This is a genomic window from Mucilaginibacter sp. (assembly GCF_965225845.1).
GTDB lineage: Bacteria > Bacteroidota > Bacteroidia > Sphingobacteriales > Sphingobacteriaceae > Mucilaginibacter.
This window is the reverse complement of sequence record NZ_CBDDBL010000002.1, coordinates 96,151-113,262: the sequence shown is the minus strand read 5'-3', so window position 1 is coordinate 113,262 and position 17,112 is coordinate 96,151. Positions and strand designations below refer to the sequence as shown.

Below are 17,112 nucleotides of genomic sequence, written 5' to 3'. Positions count from 1 at the left end.
ATATTCACGTGAAAGTGATTACAAAATCAATCTTCTTTTAACAAATGAAAAAAATCGCTCTTATTACCGGAATAACCGGACAGGATGGTGCTTATCTGGCTGAACTTTTACTTTCTAAAGGCTATGAAGTTCACGGTATAAAACGCCGGAGTTCACTATTTAACACTGACAGAATTGATCATTTATATCAAGATCCGCATGAGAGCAACTTAAAATTTGCTTTACATTATGGTGATCTCTCGGATTCAACCAACCTTATCCGTATTATTCAACAGGTTCAACCTGATGAGATTTACAATTTAGGTGCAATGTCTCACGTAAAAGTAAGTTTCGATACACCTGAATATACTGCAAATGCAGATGGAATTGGAACACTGCGTCTTTTAGAGGCGATACGAATTCTTGGTTTGGTTAAAAAAACTAAAATTTACCAAGCTTCAACTTCAGAACTTTACGGTTTAGTACAAGCTGTGCCACAATCGGAAACTACACCGTTCTATCCTCGATCACCCTATGCTGTTGCAAAAATGTATGCTTACTGGATTACAGTAAATTATCGTGAAGCTTATGGTATGTTCGCTTCTAACGGAATTCTTTTCAATCATGAAAGCCCATTAAGGGGAGAAACCTTTGTAACGCGTAAAATTACTCGCGCTACAGCTAAGATTGCCACTGGTTTACAAGATAAATTATATTTAGGTAACCTCGATGCTGAACGCGATTGGGGTCATGCAAAGGATTACGTTGAAGCCATGTATCTGATATTACAACAAGAGGTGGCCGAAGATTTTGTCATAGCTACAGGAATCACAACGAAGGTACGTGAATTTGTAAGAATGTCATTCGCTGAGGTTGGTATTGACATTGAATTTAAAGGAGAGGGTGCTGACGAAAAAGGGTATGTGGTTTCATGTTCAAAACCCGAATATCAAATCGCAACAGGTAAAGAAATAGTTGCCGTTGATGCCGCTTACTTTAGGCCGACGGAAGTTGACTTACTAATTGGCGACCCAACAAAATCGCAAACTAAACTTGGCTGGAAACCTAAATACAATCTTGCGAGTTTGGTTGCTGAAATGGTTGCTGCCGATCTGGAACTATTTAGAAAGGAAAAACTATTGAAAGAATCAGGTTATTACATTAAAAATCAGTTTGAGTAATTCGTTAATAACACATTTCCTTCCTAACTATATTTTTAATCAATATTATTAATCAAATTCGTATTCAAAGTGGATAAAAAAGATAAAATATATATAGCAGGTCATAAAGGAATGGTTGGATCAGCTATATATCGCAAGCTGGTTAAAGAGGGATTTACCAATTTAATAATTCGAAGTTCATCAGAGCTTGACCTACGAGATCAACAACAGGTAAGTAATTTTTTTTCTGAAGAAAAGCCACAGTATGTATTTTTAGCAGCAGCCAAAGTTGGGGGAATTATTGCTAATAATACTTACCGTGCAAATTTCTTGTACGATAATCTGCAAATACAAAATAACGTTATACATAACTCCTATTTAAATCAGGTTGAAAAACTAATGTTTTTAGGTTCGAGTTGTATATATCCAAAAATGGCACCCCAACCTATAAAAGAAGAATATTTCCTAACAGGACTATTAGAACCAACTAATGAGCCATATGCTATTGCAAAAATAGCAGGTATAAAAATGTGTGATGCTTACCGCGATCAATACGGCTGTAACTTTATTTCGGTTATGCCTACAAATCTTTACGGCTTAAATGATAATTATCACCCCCAGAATTCACATGTATTACCAGCTTTAATTCGCCGATTCCATGAGGCAAAAGATCAAAATGCAGCTGAAGTAACTATTTGGGGTACCGGGTCACCTATGCGTGAGTTTCTATTTGCCGACGATTTGGCTGAAGCATGTTATTACCTAATGCAGAATTATAATGAACATGGTTTAATTAATATCGGCACCGGCGAAGATCTTTCTATCAAAGATCTTGCCTTGCTTATAAAAAAAATTATAGGATTTGAGGGTGGAATAAAGTTTGATCCTTCAAAGCCCGATGGTACGCCGAAAAAGCTAATGGATGTTACTAAACTGTCTAATGCCGGATGGAAATCTCATACTACATTGGAGCAAGGTATAAAACTAGCATATCAAGATTTTTTAAATAAAGAATTGTTGTTTACACAACGGTAATGTTTAAAATATTCGCTTGTATTGTACTTGCTATTTTAGACAAAAATAACATTATTGATGTTTCCGATGAGTATTGCTGTATCACTATATGAACTCATTGATGAGCAGATTATATGGGTCGCCTTTGACAAAAGTAAAAGTTCAATTACTGCTCCATGAATACCTTCCAAATTTTCCCGGCTTAATTTATGATCTGATGTGTATAGCCGTTCACCATATTTTTCAACTAACAGATTTTTAGTATTAATATCATCCGTGGCCAAGTAAAACTTCTGTTGAGGATTATTTAGAATACACTTATCAATTTGCAACAGGTAATTTTCTAACGGGCTCAATTTTATAATGGCAGAATGATCTGTTCTTCTTACATGTATACCAATATAATCGCCACCTATTAGATTATAAAATTCATCGGTTTTTTTATTTAAATGATCAATAAATTTAAATTGTGTTAAATCAAGGTCCCTAAAAGCAAAACATGTAGAAACTAATATAGCATCATCGTTTTCACTTATTTCAGGACGGTTAAATTCAGTATCATTATCAAAAACAGTTTTATCAAAAAATAACTTTGAAAAGAATTTATATAATCTATAAAATTTCTTTACAGCCCCATGCCTATATAATTGAACAAGAATAAAATAATTTAATTTTGAAGGAATTTTATAATTCAGTCCTATACTTTTGAAAATATCTGTTATTTCACAACCTAATTCGGAATTATTTGGCCAGGCAATTACCAATTCGCGTTGATCAGTTTTTGCAATATTAACACAGGATGATATCACCCTCATTCTGTTTCCCAAACCTCCCGAAGGTATTACTGTTATTGATTTTTTTTTTGTCACTATTGAATTAAATTTTCATTAAAGATAACAAACCAAATTAGCTTGACAAGGGGTTGTTCTCTAATTGGAAACCAAAAGATTTTATAAAAAAAGAATTGTAATTGTGATAATAAATGTAAAATAGATGCTTTAGATAATTAATCTTATTCTCAAACCATTTGCATTAATAAAAACTATAAGTTGTAATTTTTAAAATATTTGCCGTTAAATGCCTATCTTATTTCCTTATTCCTAAGCCTAATTTCTACAAATTTATATCTTTACTATATGCAATTAAAAAATCTATTTTTCTTTAAAGATGACCATGAAAGAACGTTTAAAGTTAAAAAAAGTATAATTATTTCATTGTTTTTGAAGTGCGGAAGTGTATTAATTACATTTTTGTTAGTACCCATAACTATTAATTATATCAATCCTGAACAATATGGTGTATGGTTAACGATAAGTTCTATGATTTATTGGATAACTGTTTTTGATATCGGAATTGGAAATGGGTTGAAGAATGAAATTGCTTATGCTATAGCTACAAAAGACGAAAGCAATTTAAAGAAATATGTAAGTACAAGCTATGCTATATTAACTCTAATTGCAATATTTATTTTTATAACTTTTTATATTCTAACTCTTTTTTTTAACTGGAATCATATTTTAAATATTTCCAATAGAAACAATTTGAACATCCGACCTATCCTAATACTTTTTATTGGTTTTTTTAGCATTCAATTTATTTTACAATTATTAGATGCCGTAATTGCTGCTGTGCAAAAAACTTATTTATCAGCAATAATTCTTTTCCTGGGACAATTAGCTGGCCTTGTGGGAATTTATTTATTAACCTTGTTTGTTCCGGGAAGTCTGTTCCTGTTAGTTACTATAATGGCTGGTAGTCCAATTTTGATAATAATAATTGCAACAGTTTACCTTTATAACACTAGTTTAAGCAGATTTGCACCCAGTATTAAAGATATTGATTTTAGATTTTTAAAAAAATTACTCAGCGTAGGAGGGAATTTTTTTTTAATTCAAATTTGTGCGATGATACTGATATACACGGACAACTTTATAATAACCCAAATTCTTGGTCCGGCCGCCGTTACAACTTATTATATTCCATTTAAATTATTTTCAGTTATTTCAATGTTATTTGTAATCGTAATCACACCTTATTGGAGCGCTTTTACTGATGCATATACTACTAACGATTATATTTGGATTAAAGCTAACATTAAGAGACTTAGACTTATTTGGTTGGCCTTATCATTAATGGCAATAATAATATTCATATTCTCGAAATTCTTATATAGGGTTTGGATTCATAATTCAGTTGATGTTCCAATTTCAATTTCTTTCTGTATGCTTATTTATGTAATTGTTTTTACATGGCAAACTTTACATGTTTATTTTTTGAATGGAATTGGTAAAATAAAGCTCCAATTGGTTGTGGTTATATGTGGTGTTTTTGTCAATATTCCATTATCCATTTATTTTGGTGAAAAATTCGGGCTTCCTGGGATAATTAACGCCAACACAATCGTATTCTTTCTAATTGGTGGTATTTGTACTATTCAATATAATAAAATTGTTAATAAAACTGCTAAAGGAATTTGGAATCAGTAATTATGATAAAAGCTTTGTATAATAAAATTACGTCGGTGAAATTGGTATTTTATAGAAAAATGATGATTTATCTTTTTAACAAAATGAACAAATGCCAAATATCACATGGAGTAGTTATCAACCAAAAGTCCTCTTTTCAAAATGTGAAGATCGGCTATGGTACCTATCTTTCGACTAATGCAAAAATAATAAATACGTCAATTGGAAAATTTTGCTCAATTGGACCTAATGTTTTATGCGGTTTCGGGATACATCCAATTAATGGAATTTCTACATCTCCTGCTTTTTATTCAACTGGTAAACAAAACGGCTTTACTTTCGTATCCGAAAATAAAATTGAAGAGTTAAGCACAATCACAATCGGCAATGATGTATTCATTGGCGCCAATGTTACGATCTTAGATGGTGTAACTATTGGCGACGGTGCCGTAATAGGCGCAGGAGCAGTTGTAAGTAAAGACATTCCAGCATACGGGGTAGCGATAGGTTGCCCTATTAAAGTTGTTAAATTTAGATTTGACCAAGAAGTTATTGATAAATTGTTACTCCTGAAATGGTGGGATCAAGATAAACGTGTTTGGAAAAAAATTGAAAGATATTTTTATGAAATTGACAATTTCTTTTTGAATGTGGAAGAGGATAAAACGAGGAATTTTAGATAAAAAGATTTAATATGAACAATGAAAATAGAATTCTAATAAAATATTGGTTTTTGGTACTAGTATATTTAATATCTGTAGCATCTTCCTCTATTGCAAATGCATTAAACACTAACGTTCAAATTTTTTATCGTATCCCAATTATTAATTTTAAATGGATAGATGTAGCCATTTTAATAGTTTTACTAGAACATTTTTATGCTTTTTTTAATAATACTATACAGTTTGCTACCAAAAGCCTAATAACATTCGTTTGTTATATTTATATTTTTTACGAATTAATTCAGCTTATTCGGACAAGTGGCTTAGTGGATGCCTCCACTCAACAATCCCAGTTTATTACTGTGTTAGCTTTTTTCATAATTATTGACCTGTCTACATTTTCTATAAAAATTGAAAGAATTATTCATTTTTTAGAAAGAATCGCCATTATTGGAGCTGTTGTAGTGACCTTAACAAATTTTTATTTGCTGTATTGCTTTTCTATTGGTCACGTAATTTTCGCTGATTTTGGTACCAGAATAGAAATTGAAGTTATTGGAAGCAAAGAGTCAGTGTATTCATTTATTTTAACATGTTTTGTATACGCATATGGATTGTTTTTTCTTTCAAGGAAAAATCCTGTATGGTTAAAAGCGATTTTTACCGCTGCTGTAGTAAGCATTTTAATGTGCTTAGTTATTCAAATATTTAGAGGTACACTAATAATGGTTTTATTAATAACTTTATATTTCATATTTAATACCGTAAGCATTAGACAAACTATTATTAAAATATTGGCAGTAACATTATTTCTTTTTGCTGGATATTTTGTTTTTGGAGACGTTCTAGCAAAAAAAGGATATGATCCGGTGAGCAAAATCGTAGCTACCGCGACATTTGCGACTGATGTAGACAATCCACAGTGGGACAATGGAAGACGTCAGCCGCAAGAGTTTGCAATGAAAATTTGGAAAAGAAACATGGTTAGTGGTATAGGATTTAGCAGCCTCCAAAATTATGGTTTACCAGATGACTTAGCCAATCCACATAATGGTATTATAGATTTACTATACCATGGAGGATTGATAGGAACAACATTATACATATTTATCCTTGCATTGTTGTTTGGTTACGCTATTAAGTTATGGCTTCTTTTGAGAAAGAATAAAACTGAACATAGTGAATTTATTAAAATATTAATTTTCGTGTCTTTGTTATGGATTATAACGTTTATGACGCAAGAAGCGATGTGGGAAAAATATTCTCTGTGTATCGAATTATTGTTTTTAGGTCTTATTACGAATATTTACAAACAGACAACTGAATATTTGCGCCTTTAAATACTCATAAAAATTATTGCTTACTGAGTCAGTTTTCTCAAAATCTTACCTTAAGATTAAATATTTGTCTTCAAAGTTGACTCCATTGAGATCTCTCATATATATTTTTTATAAAATCATGCCAAAATTAAAATTTTAGTATATTATTTTACTTTTTCGATATTGATAAAATATGTTGTTATATTTTTTATTATCATAAAATATATTGCATTTAAACCAAATTTATTGAATTTGTCATATAAGATAATGGAAATTTTTCTACGGTAGTTCCCCAAAATTCCCCATCTTAATATTTGCCATTTTGTAATTCTGAAACAATTCAATTTAAACACCGTAAAAAACGGCAACGATGGCTTTACCATTGCGCTGCTTTTTAACTGTGTTTAATATTTAATTCAGATACTTCAGATGGTAATTATGGAACGAGTTTACTTGGTATGTAAATTAACGGCAGTGATGTTAATGCTGTTTTCTGGCGTCGCTACTGCCCAAAGTTCAGGACCTAGTGATATTACTACCCCGCCGCCAACTACAAATACAAGCGTTAATCAAATACTTTGTAATGGTCAAAACATTTCTATAACCGGCCCCCAGGATGTAAATGGAGCAGATTATACATTTTACCATTGGTATAAAGTGGATGGAAATGGCAATAAAATTTTGACGTCTACAACAAGTAAAGTTTATACCGAAAACACAACTGCAGCAGGCTACTACAATTATCAATTAATAACTGAAAATTCTACAGGCTGCACATCTGACGCCTCAGACGAATATCAAGTTTATGTTCTTCCTGCTTTATTAATTTCGATAAATTCATCAAGCACATCTGTATGTTCTTCTACTGGCTCACTATTATTAACTGCTGAAGTGCCTGCAAGTACCGGCTATTCGGTTACATATCAATGGACTCGAAATGGCACAAATATTCCAGGAGCGCAATCCAACACTTATAACGTAAATGGTGAAACAGCAAATGCTACTGTAACCTATGGAGTGATCGTTTCTTATGCACTACATCCATCTTGCACGGCAAACGCTACCATTCCGATTACAATTATTCCAATTCCGACAAAGCCGGTTATTACCGCAAGTTGATAAGAGTGATTTCAGGTTATTATTTATTTAGCTTATTATGTTGCGTATATTAAAGATCATTTTATTGCTTTTTTTATTGCAATCGCCAATATATGCGTTCTCTCAAATAAGTTCTGTAACAGTAGGTAATAATACAACCTTTACTATAAGTAATTTAAATGCTATTACACTTCATGCCGCCTCTGACAGTGCGGCAGCTTATCAATGGTATCAAAATGGAATCTCAATTAATGGTGCGCTTTCTAGAGATCTGGCAGTCACTACAAACGGCGTATATAGTGTCTTAGCATTTAACTCTCAAGGATGTCAATCCCCTCAATCGGATGTAGTAACTGTTATTTTTACGTCATTAGCCACTCCTACTTTAAAACCCGATAGTATTGATTTAATGACCACAATAAATTCAAGTAACGCTAACGCGGGACTGGGAACAATTTATAGTTACAACTTGTCTGCAATTAACAATAGCGGCGGTACTGGTTCCAATATAAAAGTAAAATATACTATTCCAAGTAATTTGAGCTACATATCCGAGACATCAGATTATGGCAGTGTAACCTTTAATGATACTACAAGAATGTTGGTATGGAATATTGATAGTTTAAGTAAGGATCAGTCGAAAAATCTATCTGTGTCAGTAAAAATAAATTTACCAGGATTAATCGTAAGCACAGTTTCAATTGCTGGTGCACAGTACGATCCTAATGAGCAAAATAATACCGCCACAACAGAACAACAAGTTGGATCGCTTAAGGTCCCTAATGTATTCACACCAAATGGCGACGGAGTGAATGATGCATTTGTTATTCCCGGCCTTGAGAGTTTCCCGGAAAATGAACTTCACATCATGAACAGGTGGGGAAGCGAAATTTACGCAAGGAAAAACTATAAGAACGACTGGACGGGGCAGGGATTAGTGGAAGGTACCTATTTTTATGTACTAAAAACAATGTCATCGTCTGGAACCTGGGAAGTAAATAAAGGCTATCTCACATTACTAAGAAGTAAAATATGAAATTTCTAAAAATAGCAATGGTGCTTGTGTTTGTCTTTTATTTCAAGATATCTAACGCCCAACAGGATGCACAATTCAGTCAATATATATTTAATGGCTTATATATCAACCCAGCCTATGCAGGAGAAAAACAAGATGTCTTTGTGAATAGTTTTTTCCGCTCACAGTGGACGGGAATTCCAGGTGCACCGCAAACAATATCTGTTGCCGTTGACGGATCTTTAAGTGATTTAAATACTGGTTTAGGTGTGTTATTGAATCAGGACAAGATCGGGGCACAAAGCACTACCTCGATGTACGGTAATTATTCCTATAAAATTCAACTCGATGAGCAATATGACTCTAATATATCCTTTGGATTAGGATTTGGTTTTTTACAAAGCAGTTTAAATGGAAATGAACTAAATGCTACACAAACAAATGATAATTATATCCCTTCTGGTAATGTAAGTGTGATTTTACCGGATGCACGTTTGGGAATATTATATACTTCAGACCATTTTTTTGCTGGAGCATCTGCTGATAATTTACTTGCTTCACGCGTACATACATCTGCAGAAAGTTCTCTTACAACAATCCCAGAAACTCATTTATATTTTACAGTAGGTGGATTATTTGAACTACAAGATGATATTAAGTTTAAGCCTTCCATATTAATGAGAGATAGCCCTGGTTCTCCAAAAAGTGTAGATATAAATTCCTTTCTGCTATTTAATGATAAATTTTGGGTTGGCGCAACTTATCGTACGACTATAAATTCAAGCAATAATGGGAGTAATATCAATTTGAATTCATCAAATGCCGTAGTAGGCATGGTGGAATTTTTTTTAAATCCAAGGTTTCGAGTTGGATATGCTTTTGATTATTCCTTGAACGCGATCGGCAATTCTGGATATGGATCTCATGAATTGTCTGTAAGCTTTTTATTAAAGAAAAACAAAAGTAGTGGTGAACCTAAAACTTTTTATTTTTAAACTACTTTTTACTTTACTTCAGCTATCGATTAGTTGATTATTGTGAATAAATAATGAGACTATTAAATTCCCAAACATTTTTTTCAATATGGAAAAAATAAAAACAGGACCATAATAAACATATCTCTTAAACATCCGTCGAGGCTCCTTTACAAGCCTAATAAACCACTCCAGGCCCATATTTTGCCAGAATTTAGATGGACGATTAATATTTCCTGCATAAAAATCAAATACAGCTCCAATGGCACATATTGTTTGTACTCGTAGCACATCCTGAAATTGATAGGTCCACTTTTCTTGTTTAGGAGCAGTCATTCCTACAAACAAGACGTCTGGGCTAAACTCATTAATAATATTTATTATTTCAGTGTTTTCTTCTATAGAGAAATTTTTCTTATAAGGTGGAGAATAGGTCTCAACACTTATATTGGGATACTGCGATTTAATTTTTGCTTTTATTAACCCTAAAGTTTTTTCTGTCGAACCAAGGTAAAAACATTTACCTGAGCTTTCATTTAGTTTTTTTAATAGATGCAAGTGTATATCTGCTCCTGCTATTTTTTTTATTAAATTACCAGTCAAAAGTTTAACGGCCGCAACAATTCCAATACCATCGGGTAACAGGACAGTGGAATGTGTTAGTGCCGTTTTAAAATCATTATCTTGTTCAGCAATGATAAATGAATACTGGTTAACAGTATTAATTACACATTTCGAATCGAAATCAATATTATCTAGATTAGTATTTAAAATTGAATAATCCGAAAGTAATATAGTTGATAAACTTTTCATATGTAACTATTTTATATGCTCTTACGTATTAGTTCAATTTTTATGCCCGTGTAATTTAAATTAGAAGATATTTAAATATAAATGCTAAAACACCTCATTGACAACTATTAAGAGTTAATTAATGTCAATTATGAACTAACCAATTAAAAATATAACAATTATTATTTATTTAATTTTCTTGACAGAAATCATTTCGAGAAAAAAATTCTACGTTTTGGGTAACTATTTCCCGTTATATAATTTGATTATTGAAACCTTTCTTGAAATATTGCGTAAAAAGATTAGGATTTTATTGTCAATACTTTCATAACAGCAAAATAAAATTTGTAAATATGACTATTAAAAAAGCAAAAAATATAGGGGCGGATGATATGCGGATATTGGCTGACATTATAAAATCGCATGCTCCCGGTTTAGGATTTGCCTTGATTGTATGTAATGTAGAAAATGAAATCAAAATTGGAAACTATATTTCAAATATTCATGAAGATTTTGCTATCAAAATCTTAGAAAAACAATTAGAGGCATTGAAAAATAAAACAACATTTCAAACACCTTAAGATCGCTTTTATTCGGATCTTAAAAGATCGATTTTATCTAATAATCCATCTGATTTTCCAGTTATAGCTTTTCTAAAAAGCATTTTTCCGCTATCGATTAAGATATCATAGTCATTTTCGTCAAAAACTTTTACAATATCTGAATAGTCAATATGATGTAAGGAAAGTAAGTCCTCCAATTTAATTGTATTATCCGGTAGCAAACAAGCATTTTTTACAAAATCAGAATTGAAAACAATTGTTGGAATAACTAATTCGCTAGGCGCAAAAGAGTATTTAAAGTATTTCATAAATTTCTTATCGTTACACATAACCTGATAAACGTATTTGGCACAGTTAAATGTCAACCCAAATAGATCTCCCCCAAAATAGACTTCAGATTCTTTTGAGTTCAAGTAAACTGTTGTTTTTTTTCTTATCGGCAAAGCACGCATCAATTGTCTGGTAGGGCCACTGAAACATTTTTTAAGCTTGATATTCTTGAATTTTATATCTCTGAAAAAGTGATAAAGAGAAATTTTTTGTAACTGGTGAATATCTTTATCCCTGGTTAAACATTTTGCAGATATGTATTCCTTATCCGCATTCAACTTGAATTCTAAGGCTATTTTTTTATTAGACCAAATTGGGTAATCTGTACCACCTATAAATATTAATCTTTCATATCTAATATTCGTATCAAATACACACCTTAACAACTCTCTTTGATATAAAACTTGCGCAAACGCGCCCCAATTAACAAAAAATCGATTTTCGCAAAAATGAACATTTTCTACTCCGACCAGTGCATTTTTAAAGATATTTATATCTTTTTTTTGGTCAATATGGATAAAAAAATCTGCGTTGAAATTAAGTGCTTTAATTAAACGACAAAGGTTTTTTTCATCTGCGTAGGCCGCAATTAAATATGCAAGTTTCATTTATATTAATTATATTATAGAGTTATTTATAACTTTTAATAAAAAGAAAATAATTTTACTCACACGACAGTTACTGATAGTTAAGCTGTAGCTAAATTATAATTTCAAAAAAAATGATAGGCATATAAATTATTAACACAAAACTTTCAGTAATTTAATCGGAGTAACAGGCTTATTATGTTTTGTAAATTTAAAGTTAAAAATGAAATATGTTGTAAAATTGTTGAAATATATTAGGGTGTAGTTGATTGAATAAGCGGTTTTGGAGGTTGAACACAATATTGTTTCATTAAAATAATCGAAGTAAAAGGCTGCAAAACTACAGCACCGCTATAACTCACATTTTGAGGATCTATGTAATTATCTGATAAAGAAATACTTTCTGGAGCTGTTGAAGCATTATAATAAAAGAACATAAAATCATCAGGCTTAATAGCTGTTACGTTTGCGTCGTAAAACTGAATATTATCTAACCAATAATTTAAATTTTGACTATCTGATTCAAAAATAAGAGAACTATTTGCCTGAACAGTAGGAAAGGAGAATAAACATTCATACTGTGCAACAGAAGTAGTTATTTTTTCTGTTGAAACTGTTGATAATAATGTGTATGGTGAAGAACCTTGTCTTAAATAGACTTTTAAATTAGCGGTTTGGCTGCTTAAAGCAGTAAATTTTAAATCATATTGTTTTGTTGGATCCAATGCGCCGACAGGTATAATAACATAGGTTGTTCCTGAATTTGCTACTTGTAAGGCCCCCCCGGAAAGCTTACTGTTTGGAACGTACGAGAGTGAACCACTACCTGTTAATGATACTCCTGAAATATTGCTATCAAAATTACTATTTAAATCTTTGTTTAATCCGTTAACACTTCCAACATAATATGAAGGATAAATAATAGGTGATTTTCTAGAATTCAAATCTAGTTTATAGTTGAGCTGCCAAGTTGCCAAAGTAACGTTATTTATACCTGTCCCACCTGTATAATTTTGGTATACATCAAAAGTCAAACTATCATCAAAAGGCCTTCCATATTCATTATTATTTAGGCTACCAAATAATCTAGGACTTTCATTTACCGTCATAGCTGCTTCTAAGGTAGACTCAGAAGTAGTCTTCGATATGAAATTATTTCCAGTAATTAGATTTGACCTTATCGCACCTAAAAAGTCTTCTCCTAATTCTATTTGCGCTACTCCAAAATTGAAGACCTGATTATTTAAAATCTGATTGTTATAGCCATTATGTAAAAAAATTCCTAACCACCCTCCATTTGCTATACCGTTATTATATACTTGAGTGCCATTACTGTAGTCATCTAAATATATTCCTGCAGCTTTACCGAAATTTTCCCAATAATAAGCTCCCGCACCTGCCAGTGCACCAATCGCATTTAATATAATATTGTTCCTGACAATTCTATTAGTGGTGGGCGCAGAAGCGGTTCCATTGTAAGTATATATTCCGCCTCCATCATCTTTTAGAGTGCAAAAAGTATCGATTAAATTTTTTTCTATCAATACATTATTACCCGCAAAATTAATCCCATTATATCCAGTGTTTTTTATAACGCAATTAGAAATTGTAGTTCCATCACCTGTTATAGCTATTGCTTGCTGTGCACCATCTCCTGATTTGCCGGCTCCAGCAATAATTCCTATATTGGTAGTAGCAGAATTGGTTACCAATGTACTGTTTCCACCAGTAGCTTCATATATACCGTTATTAAGTGCATCAGAAATATTTATAAAATTAAAAATAATATTTTGAGAATTATTGATATTGATTGCGTCACCTCCCTGCTGCCTAAAATTGCAATTGTTAAAAGTTATATTTGATGTACCTACAATGTAAGCGCCATATAAATTACCGCCCTCAAAATCAATATTGTTAAAAGTTAATGTAGTAAAATAGTTAACGTATAAATTTTGAGTTTGAGTACTTGCTTTTACAACGTGGTTGCCAGGTAAATCTGAAAAATACATGTACAACCTACCACTACTATTATCGTAATACCAATCTCCGTTTTGGGTTAACGTACCTAAACAACCTTGAATGAAGAAACCATTGTTATCAACAGGTGAGTATATATTATTATTTCCATAGTTATTATCAGTAGTATAATTAATTGTATTTCCATTAACAGAAGCAATTTTATGCCTATCAATAATCCACCGATATTTTCTTATAACCACTTGTCCTCCAGTTGGATTAAAAGGAATGGATACGCTCCCAGTAATAGAGGAATTATTTGTATGACTTATATATGTCAAATATCCCGTTTTGGGATACCTACCCATCCCAATTATTGAACCATCCAATGTTACGGCATTCAAAGATGCAACATTAAGTGTTGTATAATAAATATTACCATTAAACTGAGTCCAGGAATTTACCTGTGTGAACCCACTAATAAGTGGATTAACACCTGTGCCATATGCGCCAAATGTTACACCATTTGAGTTGGCATTTGTACTTGATATTTGTCCGTAAAATGTATCTCCTCTATTAAAAAACACAAAATCACCTGGATTCAAACTGGTTGATGACAATTTTGAGAAACTCCATGCATCAGCATCGGTTAAACCCGATCCATTTCCACCTGTTGCTTTAACATAATAAGTATTAGCATTAGCGTAATTTATACATATAATAAAAAACATCAATACTTTTTTCATGCTAGAAACTTACACTTTTAATAGAGGATCAAATTACAGATTAATTTTTAGTAAAAAAGGTATCAACATTGGATTTTATTAATTTACAAAATTTTTTTATAAATATCTTTCAAAGTGACAAAGCTTTTTGAATCTGTAAATCTGTCGTGAAAATCTTTAAGAGTTGATATCCTCAATTCTTTATATCGCTCTTTATCAAGATCATCAAAACTTTTAATTTTTTCGGACATATCATCTGCATCACCTGGTTTAAAATGAAAACCGTTTACATTATCGACTACCATTTCAGACATCGCTCCAATATCGCTAGCTATTATGGGAGTGCCTGCAGATAAAGCTTCTATTATTGTTAACGGCATACCTTCATACCAGATAGAAGGAAAAATCAAAGCTTTGCTCTCGCTTAAAATTTTTAGTATTTCATCATTTGATTTAAATCCCAGATACTTAATATTATTATTTATAGAAGCGTTTTTAACAACTTCATCTTTCAGCTTACCATTACCAATTATTAAAAGGTTGAATGTAGATTTACTAAATACATCTAACAATAAATTAATTCCTTTTTCTTCAGACAATCGCCCAACATACACATAACTATTATGAACGTTCTTATAATGACCTATTTCATTTTTTGGCGACATGAAATTATACTTTAATTCAAACTTATCCTTGTACTTTAAAAAATTACTTTCTAAAAAAATATCTTGAGAAAATTTTGAAACAAATATGTACTTATCGGGTAAGTTCCATGTTCCAAGCTTGGCATGAAAATAATTTGTAGTGTATAGCCAAAATGTAAGAAAAACTGAATTTCTATAAACCTTATCCAGCGCTGGTTGAAATGAATATTGGTAACCTAAACTTTTCAGATATAATTTACCTTTTGAAAATAATATCCCTGATGGGCATAATAGCCGAAAATTATGTATAGTTACTACAAAAGGTTTATTTTTATGTTTTATAGCATAGAAAATAGATGGTGAAGCTTCATAAAAAAAATTGTGTACGTGAATAACATCTGGCTTAACATCGTTTATAATTTTTCTCATTTTTAGATAAGAAAAAATATTGAATGGATAAAATAAAAATTTAAAAAATCTTGTCAAGGAAGATCCGCTATTATTGAAGAATACTACCTCGCAATCCTCTCTATTTCTCCTTAAAAGATCAAGTTCATTTTCTACTACAGTATCCTCACCACCACGTTCAAGATATTTATTATGAACTATTAAAATTTTCATTATTTAATTAATGGACTAAATTTTTTTAAATATCATTATAAATTATATTGAAGTTTTAGTAGACAAACTATTAAATATCTTATTTGCAACACTATCTGCGTTGTACTCCTTTTCTATATCAATAGAATTGTTACCAAATGATTCTAAATCTTTGTCGTGAAAATATTTTAATACATTTAAAATATCACCTTCATTTAATGGATCAAATAATTTACCATTTAAACCTTCCTTAACTAATTCTGGATAACATCCATTATAAATAGAGCACGCTATAGGTAGACCGCATGCCATAGCTTCAGGTACTACTAAACTCCAATTATCCTCGAGGGTAGGTATTATAAACACATCAGAAATTGCATAATATTGATGAATTAAATCATAGTCTACATTACCCAGTATTTTAATTGAATCACAAAAAGAGTATTCTTCAACAAACTCCTCAAGTAATGGACCGGTGCCGACAATTAGTAAGTTGTCAAATGCATATTTTTTTGTGTGACTTTCCCATGCTTTCAATAAGTAGGTGACACCTTTTCTTTCGATAAGTTGACCAACATATAAATATGTTAACCCGACTTTATCGTTAGGATCTAATATCTTTTGATTATTTTCTTTATCTGATAAAGATTTAACTCGAACTACAAGATTTTCGCTATCGGCGGACATTCCTCCTATAAATATCTTATCAGAGTTTATACCTAAACCCAATAAATATTCTTTAGTAAGTAACCCATTAACTAGATACCCATCGACAAACCATGTTATTACTTTCCGATAAAATGTTCTCCATTTGGGACAATTCCGTTCAGTGTGAGCAGTTCGCTCATAGGCAATAAAAAAGGGTTTTCCAAATAATTTGGCTATTAATAACGCAAAAGGAGTCCATTGAAAAAATCCTTCTGCAATTATAACATCAGCTTTTACTTTGGCTATTGCCTTTAATAATCCAGGTTGAATAGGCAATCGAAGGCCAGTATTCGCGAAATCGCCTTTTGTTTTAGTCTCCAATACAATTTCGCCTTTCAATCCTATTGCATTTAGACCTATAGCTTTAATTATTTTGCTCACTACTCGTTCAGGCACGCGCTTCATTGAATATATCAAGAAAAAATTTCCATGGGTTAAATCAAATAGTTTTTTATAAACAGGTATTCTGTAGTCAAGAAATGATGGATTAACCCAAAGAACTTTCATTATTATTATTTATA

At 31.6% G+C, this 17,112-nt stretch carries 15 protein-coding genes; 9 read left to right on the top strand and 6 right to left on the bottom strand.

What is annotated here, in order from left to right; all coding sequences use genetic code 11:
* Positions 1 to 44 precede the first annotated feature (44 nt).
* Positions 45 to 1,160 (top strand): GDP-mannose 4,6-dehydratase, encoded by a 1,116-nt coding sequence (gmd, locus tag ACYZ0U_RS04290; RefSeq protein WP_461450191.1) that lies wholly within the window; start codon positions 45 to 47, stop codon positions 1,158 to 1,160.
* A 69-nt stretch (positions 1,161 to 1,229) separates the two neighbouring features.
* Positions 1,230 to 2,174, top strand: a complete 945-nt coding sequence (locus ACYZ0U_RS04285; RefSeq protein ID WP_461450189.1) for a GDP-L-fucose synthase family protein — start codon at positions 1,230 to 1,232, stop codon at positions 2,172 to 2,174.
* A 35-nt stretch (positions 2,175 to 2,209) separates the two neighbouring features.
* Here the strand turns inward: ACYZ0U_RS04285 and ACYZ0U_RS04280 are convergent, their stop codons facing one another.
* Positions 2,210 to 3,022, bottom strand: coding sequence for an O-fucosyltransferase family protein (locus ACYZ0U_RS04280; RefSeq protein ID WP_461450187.1), 813 nt, complete (start codon positions 3,020 to 3,022; stop codon positions 2,210 to 2,212).
* Positions 3,023 to 3,289: 267 nt separating this feature from the next.
* Between ACYZ0U_RS04280 and ACYZ0U_RS04275 the strand changes: the two genes are divergently transcribed.
* From ACYZ0U_RS04275 to ACYZ0U_RS04250, 6 genes are all read left to right on the top strand, one after another.
* Positions 3,290 to 4,639, top strand: coding sequence for a lipopolysaccharide biosynthesis protein (locus ACYZ0U_RS04275; protein WP_461450185.1), 1,350 nt, complete (start codon positions 3,290 to 3,292; stop codon positions 4,637 to 4,639).
* A 2-nt stretch (positions 4,640 to 4,641) separates the two neighbouring features.
* Positions 4,642 to 5,301, top strand: a complete 660-nt coding sequence (locus ACYZ0U_RS04270; RefSeq protein WP_461450183.1) for a CatB-related O-acetyltransferase — start codon at positions 4,642 to 4,644, stop codon at positions 5,299 to 5,301.
* 11 nt (positions 5,302 to 5,312) lie between these two features.
* The gene (locus tag ACYZ0U_RS04265) at positions 5,313 to 6,620 is read left to right on the top strand and encodes an O-antigen ligase family protein (RefSeq protein WP_461450181.1); all 1,308 of its coding nucleotides are present in this window, start codon (positions 5,313 to 5,315) and stop codon (positions 6,618 to 6,620) included.
* A gap of 462 nt (positions 6,621 to 7,082) precedes the next feature.
* Positions 7,083 to 7,718, top strand: coding sequence for a hypothetical protein (locus tag ACYZ0U_RS04260; protein WP_461450179.1), 636 nt, complete (start codon positions 7,083 to 7,085; stop codon positions 7,716 to 7,718).
* 37 nt (positions 7,719 to 7,755) lie between these two features.
* Complete coding sequence (locus tag ACYZ0U_RS04255; protein ID WP_461450177.1) at positions 7,756 to 8,733, top strand: T9SS type B sorting domain-containing protein; 978 nt, start codon at positions 7,756 to 7,758, stop codon at positions 8,731 to 8,733.
* Positions 8,730 to 9,707 (top strand): PorP/SprF family type IX secretion system membrane protein, encoded by a 978-nt coding sequence (locus tag ACYZ0U_RS04250; RefSeq protein ID WP_461450175.1) that lies wholly within the window; start codon positions 8,730 to 8,732, stop codon positions 9,705 to 9,707. The genes ACYZ0U_RS04255 and ACYZ0U_RS04250 overlap by 4 nt, the downstream gene beginning before the upstream one ends.
* 18 nt (positions 9,708 to 9,725) lie before the next feature.
* On the opposite strand, the gene ACYZ0U_RS04245 is transcribed toward ACYZ0U_RS04250, so the two are convergent.
* The gene (locus ACYZ0U_RS04245) at positions 9,726 to 10,499 is read right to left on the bottom strand and encodes a WecB/TagA/CpsF family glycosyltransferase (RefSeq protein ID WP_461450173.1); all 774 of its coding nucleotides are present in this window, start codon (positions 10,497 to 10,499) and stop codon (positions 9,726 to 9,728) included.
* A 332-nt stretch (positions 10,500 to 10,831) separates the two neighbouring features.
* Between ACYZ0U_RS04245 and ACYZ0U_RS04240 the strand changes: the two genes are divergently transcribed.
* Positions 10,832 to 11,059, top strand: a complete 228-nt coding sequence (locus ACYZ0U_RS04240) for a hypothetical protein (protein WP_461450171.1) — start codon at positions 10,832 to 10,834, stop codon at positions 11,057 to 11,059.
* Positions 11,060 to 11,067: 8 nt separating this feature from the next.
* On the opposite strand, the gene ACYZ0U_RS04235 is transcribed toward ACYZ0U_RS04240, so the two are convergent.
* The 4 genes from ACYZ0U_RS04235 to ACYZ0U_RS04220 form a co-directional block, all read right to left on the bottom strand.
* Entirely contained in the window at positions 11,068 to 11,979 is a 912-nt protein-coding gene (locus ACYZ0U_RS04235; protein ID WP_461450169.1) for a beta-1,6-N-acetylglucosaminyltransferase, read from the bottom strand.
* Between the two features lie 233 nt (positions 11,980 to 12,212).
* Positions 12,213 to 14,660: a right-handed parallel beta-helix repeat-containing protein gene (locus tag ACYZ0U_RS04230; RefSeq protein WP_461450168.1), complete on the bottom strand. Its 2,448-nt coding sequence runs from the start codon at positions 14,658 to 14,660 to the stop codon at positions 12,213 to 12,215.
* 83 nt (positions 14,661 to 14,743) lie between these two features.
* Positions 14,744 to 15,904: a glycosyltransferase gene (locus tag ACYZ0U_RS04225; protein WP_461450166.1), complete on the bottom strand. Its 1,161-nt coding sequence runs from the start codon at positions 15,902 to 15,904 to the stop codon at positions 14,744 to 14,746.
* A gap of 42 nt (positions 15,905 to 15,946) precedes the next feature.
* Entirely contained in the window at positions 15,947 to 17,098 is a 1,152-nt protein-coding gene (locus ACYZ0U_RS04220) for a glycosyltransferase family 4 protein (protein WP_461450164.1), read from the bottom strand.
* Positions 17,099 to 17,112: the final 14 nt, after the last annotated feature.